This window comes from Klenkia sesuvii (genome assembly GCF_037083825.1).
Classification (GTDB): Bacteria; Actinomycetota; Actinomycetes; order Mycobacteriales; family Geodermatophilaceae; genus Klenkia; species Klenkia sesuvii.
This window is the reverse complement of record NZ_JBAPLU010000042.1, coordinates 1-5,582: the sequence shown is the minus strand read 5'-3', so window position 1 is coordinate 5,582 and position 5,582 is coordinate 1. Positions and strand designations below refer to the sequence as shown.

The following is a 5,582-nucleotide window of genomic DNA, read 5'->3' as shown; positions in this document are numbered from 1 at the left end:
CCTACCACCGCCGACGAAGGCAAGCCGGCCTGGGTCGGTTGACCCCCATCGAGTTCGAGTCCATCATCACCACACCGGCTACACAAGCCGCGTGACCCCGACTGTCACCTATCCGTGCAGCAGTCCCAGCTAGTCGACGTAGAGGTAACCGTTCACGCTCTTCCCGGCCTTCGTCACATCGAAGCTCTTGGTCGTGCCATCGGGACAGGCGCGCGCGCTCGTGTACGAGCCACCTCCCGACCAGCTAAAGCTGACGTAGGCGCACTTACCGTCCGCCTTGGTGTCGGTGACACTGCCCACGACACGCGAGCCACCCGACACGCACTGGACCGACCACTGGGCCTGCCCCCCAGTCACGGTCGGGGCGAGCGAGGAACCACAGGCCGCCGCCTGGGCCGACGGCGCCACGATCGCCGACACCCCAAGGATGACGAACCCCATGGCCGTCGTGGCGGTGACCTTACGAGCACGCTGAGAGAGAGCAGTCCGCATGACATACATCCCTTACCTACGCACCGGAGTCATCCGGTTGCAGTGTGTGTTTCGACAGGAAAGGAACATAGCGGCGCCAGAGGTCGGAGTCAACGAGTTCCAGAACTTGGTGTTTCACGGTATGCGGGTGTGTCGGGCTTTGGCCCAAGCTCAGTCTGCAAGCGACGGAGCCCGAGCTGCGCGCACCCCCGACAATGCAAGACCTGCGACAACCGCGGTGACGCCTAGGCCCAGGGCCGCTGGCTCCACCAGCGCCCACGTCGACGCACTGCTTCTTGCAGAAGCAAGCAGACCGCCAACGAGCGCGGCCAGCGTCGCCACGACGGGCAGAGTGAGCACCAGAGGCAGTACTGTCTCGATGAAAATCATCCTACGCAGCGCCCAGGTTCCGATTCCACCATTACGCAGTACCACAAATAGTTGGCGCCGCTCAAGGACTCCGGCGGCCACATTCAACGCCAGAGCGCATGCTGCTAGCGCAAATACGAACAAGCTAGCGATTTGAACAACCCGGTAGAAAGCCCGTATATCGGTGCTGTACCCGTCGAATGTTGTTTCCCGCGTAGTAGTGTCAGCGCCAAGAACATTCGCAGAAATAAGTGTACGGGCCGCTTCAAGGCTCTGGGCGCTATCGTATGAGATCAGCATCATGCTCGGCCGCAGCCGTGCAAGCGAAATATCCAGGGCCGAAGGGCTGACAATGGCCACCGGTCGATCAACTGCTGACGTCGGGGGAATCTCGCCCGCGCCATCGGACAAGAAAGCGGCGGCCGGCGAGGCGCCAGCTGGATCAAGGGAGAATCTAGGAAGCACCGTTGCGCTCAGTAGGTTGTTGACTTCGACGCTAGGTGAAGATAGCTGAGCGAGAACATCCGATGCCACTAGGACAGGACGGCCTGCACAGTCCACGTCACTGAAGCGAGCCGCAGTCACGATGTCCGGGCAATTACCAATCCATACTGCACCCGATCCTGCCGATGTCTGAAGATCACCTACATAGACCAACGTTGCTGAACTGATACCCGATAAGGACCGAACCGCCGTCAGCAAGTTGTTCGACTCCTCATTGCTGCTGAAAGCAATCTGCGCTTGGGCTGCACCGTCTTGCTGCCCGGTTATTCTTGCGTCAGCTAGCGATTCTGTCGCCGCAGGGGTGGACGCTGCGAACAAGGTGGTGATGAGGACCGCAAACACCATGCCCGCGCTTGCCCGAAATGCAGTACCACCCCGGTGCACCAGTCTTTTGCCAGCCAGCCAAGCAATTGCCCCTGGTGACAGCAATAGCATATTGCCTGAGCCACGGGCCAAACAGGGGCCCGCAAGGCAGCAACCCAGGAGCACCAATAAGAACGCAAGACCACTGGCAACTCCACGGCCACCCACAAAGTTGGCTACTCCAGGGGTTAGAAGCAGGATGAAGGCGCTTACCGTCGCAGCAGCGGCCGGCACGAACCACCACCATGATGGCGGACGCTGGCCACCGCGAGCCGTATCCAGCGGCCGGCGAACCGCGCCCCAGGCTGCCTGTCCGGCGACCGTTGCCGTGATAGCTGGGACACTAACCGACAGCAGTAGGACCGACCATATCGCCGGAGTTACATCAGCTACGAACCACCGGCTACCGTCATCGGAGACGAACGAAGCTAAGGGCCTCAACGCCCAACACAGGGCAACGCCTAGAATGACGCCGACAGCGCCGAATATCGCACCTTCTATCGCGGCTAGACCGAACACCTGGAGTGGACTCGCACCCGCCAATCTCAAGGCCGCCAAGCGTCGCGCCCGCCGAGCCGCGTTCAGCCGGCTCGCCATCACTACGAGCATGACAACAGGAACCAGCAGACCCAACGTTCCTACTACCAGCATCAACTGGAGGACGGGAGGAAAACTTCTTAGAGACGCAACAGATGGGAATTGTTGCACGATTGACCCGGCCAGCTGGATATCAGCACGGTCCACTCCTCGCACGACGACCAGGTCGTCCGGATTACGCAGACCCACGCTCGAGATAGTTCCAACGGGCGTCCCGTAGCGTTCCACGAGGGACTGGTCCCGTTCAACGAGTTCTGCGAGAGCAGGTGATAACAGTGCCGTTCCCGACCCTGGCAACGAGGACACGCCAGGCGGGAGGGGGGCCCCTGCGCCAGAGCCCCAAACGTCTACGACAGCAATTAGGTGCTGATAGTAGTGGTCGCTCGACCTGATGACCCCAGTCCAAGCGCTGACCGGCTCCTCGCCGAGCCCCACAGGTGTCCCATACGAGCTATCCAGCCACGCCGACCTATCGCTCCGCTGGTCAAGCGCAGCCGGAACGCATGAGGCGTAGAGAAGAAGCATTACGCCAATCGAGACGGCGGTTACTGATACGACTGCCGACAAGATCGAAGCGCGGGTCGACAGAGCTAAACGTACGGCTAGCCGGATCACAACGGCCTACCCATTACTCGATCTTCGACTATCCCGTCCTGGACGTTTATGACTCGGTCGGCCCGGGCGGCCACAGTCTGATCGTGAGTAACAAGTAGAATCGCTGCTTTATGACGTCGGGCCGACTCAATCAACAACGACAAGACCAGTTCCCCAGCTGCGGTATCGAGCGATCCAGTCGGTTCATCAGCAAACACTACCGCTGGACGAGATATCATGGCCCTGGCCACCGCGACTCTTTGGCCTTGCCCTCCTGATAGCTGCGACGGACGGCGTTCCGAACAGCTGTCAATGCCGAGGCGCTGTAGCCATCTGTCCGCCTCCATCAAGGCTCGTCGTCGCGACTTGCCTCGCAACACGAGCGGCAGAGCGATATTCTCGCGCGCGGTAAGTTCTTCAACCAGCTGGCTGTATTGAAAGACAAACCCGTACTGGTCTCGACGTAACTGAGTACGTTTAGTCTCGGACAGATCATCGACTCGTCGTCCTCGGAAAAGGACCTCGCCACTGTCAGGCGTGAGAATGCCGGCCAAGCAGTGCATCAAAGTTGACTTCCCTGAGCCACTCGGGCCAACAATCGCGGCGATCTCACCTTCGGAAATGCTCAGTGTCGCGCCGCGAAGTGCTGCTGTCAGGTTAAACGACTTGCTCAAGTTGGTGGCGCCGAGTACAGCCTCTGCAATCATCATCTCAGCCTTGCCCCTCGTGAGACTTGAGAACCCTCTGCAACGTGGTGTACCTGAGAAGCTACGCTACGTGCACTCGCCGGTTCAGTAGGTCGATACTGCTGCACAGGCCTACTTCGGGTAGGTCGTCTTGCCGGTGCCGTGGTTGTTGTGCATCTGGGCCCCGCAGCCGCACCAGAGCAGCCCGATCAAAAGCTGGGCAGTGTCACGCGGAGCGTGCACCAGCTTTCAGCTGTCGCGCGCCGCGAGGTACTGCTGCCAGAGCTCCTGAGAGATGAGTCGTTTGTGCTGTCCGGGGAGACGGTGGCCCTGTCACTTCACGTAGCTTGCCGCGAAGCCGTCGTCCATGGCTTGCTTGAGCACCTGGGCCTGCCAATACCGGTTGGTCCGGAGCGTCCGCGCCGTCTGCTCATCGAGCCATACCGGCTCATCGCAGATGAGGGTGTAGAGCCGGGCGCGGAGGTCGGCGCTGGATAGAGGTCGAGGCCCTCCGAGGATGGAAGTTCTCACACTGCCCATCCGGAAGACCTCGACGTGCCTGACGCTACCTTCGTTGGCCCTGACCTGACGACGTTCACCCGCGTCGATGACCTCGGGTTGGAGGTGACCGGGCAGCTGCTGGAACCCGGCCGTGCGGTGTTGGCCTGCCGGGTCGTGGAGCCGGACTCGTGGTGCCGGCGCTGTGGCTGCGAGGGCGCGCCGCGGGACACCGTCACCCGCCGACTGGCCCACGAACCGTGGGGCTGGCGGCCCACGACGTTGCTGGTCACCGTGCGCCGCTACCGGTGCGCCGACTGCGGACATGTCTGGCGCCAAGACACCACCCGGGCCGCGGCGCCGCGGGCGAAGCTGTCTCGCGCCGCGCTGCGGTGGGCGCTGGTCGGGATCGTGACCCAGCACCTCACCGTCGCCCGGGTCGCCGAAGGCCTGGGGGTGGCCTGGGCGACCGCGAACGACGCCGTCTTGGCCGAGGGCAACCGGGTCCTCATCGAGGATCCCGGGCGCTTCGACGGCGTCACCACCCTTGGGGTCGACGAGCACGTCTGGCGGCACACCCGCCGCGGCGACAAGTACGTCACCGTGGTCATCGACCTGACCGCCGTGCGCGCCGGCACCGGGCCAGCGCGGTTGCTGGACATGGTCGAAGGGCGCTCCAAGCAGGTGTTCAAGACCTGGCTGGCCGACCGAAGGCGTGGCGGGACCGGGTGGAGGTCGTAGCGATGGACGGGTTCAGCGGCTTCAAGACCGCCACCACCGAGGAACTGCCCGAGGCGGTGCCGGTGATGGACCCCTTCCACGTCGTCCGGCTCACCGGAGACGCCCTGGACCGCTGCCGACGCCGGGTCCACCAGGACCTCCACGGCCACCGCGGCCGCGCCGCCGACCCGCTCTACCGCGCGCGCCGGACTCTGCACACTGGCGCTGACCTGCTCACCGACCGCCAACGGCAGCGGTTGACCGCGCTGTTCGCCGGTGACGACCACGTCCAGGTCCAGGCGACCTGGAGCATCTACCAGAAGATGATCAACGCCTACCGTCACCCCGACCGGGCCCGCGGCAAGGCCACGATGACCGCGCTGATCGCCTCGCTGCGCTCCGGCGTCCCGGCCGCTCTGGTCGAGCTGCGCCGCCTCGGGCGGACGCTGACCCAGCGGGCCGCCGACGTGCTGGCCTACTTCGACCGGCCTGGCACTTCCAACGGCCCCACCGAGGCGCTCAACGGTCGCCTCGAACACCTCCGCGGCTCCGCTCTCGGCTTCCGCAACCTCACCAACTACATCGCCCGCAGCCTTCTGGAGACCGGCGGCTTCAGGAACGGCCTACACCCTCGATTGAGATGAGCCCGTTAACCCGGGGCTTTCACGCCGGTCCGTGATCGTTCCGCTCCGGACGTAGGAAAGGTGCTCCTGACCTGCGAGGATCGAGATTGTCTAGGTCTTGATCAACGCAGGAACCGGAGCACCTTTCTGGTGAAGA

The 5,582-nt window shown here is 63.1% G+C and carries 3 protein-coding genes and 2 pseudogenes; 1 reads left to right on the top strand and 4 read right to left on the bottom strand.

From position 1 onward, the window contains the following. Positions 1–129: 129 nt before the first annotated feature. From TEK04_RS21040 to TEK04_RS21030, 4 genes and pseudogenes are all read right to left on the bottom strand, one after another. Positions 130–441: a hypothetical protein gene (locus tag TEK04_RS21040; RefSeq protein WP_336406333.1), complete on the bottom strand. Its 312-nt coding sequence runs from the start codon at positions 439–441 to the stop codon at positions 130–132. Positions 442–642: 201 nt separating this feature from the next. Next, entirely contained in the window at positions 643–1,941 is a 1,299-nt protein-coding gene (locus TEK04_RS21035; RefSeq protein WP_336406332.1) for a hypothetical protein, read from the bottom strand. A 93-nt stretch (positions 1,942–2,034) separates the two neighbouring features. Continuing rightward, positions 2,035–2,358: pseudogene (locus TEK04_RS21405) on the bottom strand (FtsX-like permease family protein); the annotation flags it as partial. Positions 2,359–2,915: 557 nt separating this feature from the next. Next, positions 2,916–3,608, bottom strand: a complete 693-nt coding sequence (locus TEK04_RS21030; protein WP_336406331.1) for an ABC transporter ATP-binding protein — start codon at positions 3,606–3,608, stop codon at positions 2,916–2,918. Between the two features lie 531 nt (positions 3,609–4,139). Between TEK04_RS21030 and TEK04_RS21025 the strand changes: the two are divergent. Beyond that, positions 4,140–5,446, top strand: a pseudogene (locus tag TEK04_RS21025) (ISL3 family transposase). Positions 5,447–5,582: the final 136 nt, after the last annotated feature.

What these genes read in the sequence shown, in the direction of transcription:
- TEK04_RS21040 (WP_336406333.1), bottom strand. Translation starts at nt 441, where the DNA reads ATGGGGTTCGTCATCCTTGGGGTGTCGGCGATCGTGGCGCCGTCGGCC.
- TEK04_RS21030 (WP_336406331.1), bottom strand. Translation starts at nt 3,608, where the DNA reads ATGATGATTGCAGAGGCTGTACTCGGCGCCACCAACTTGAGCAAGTCG.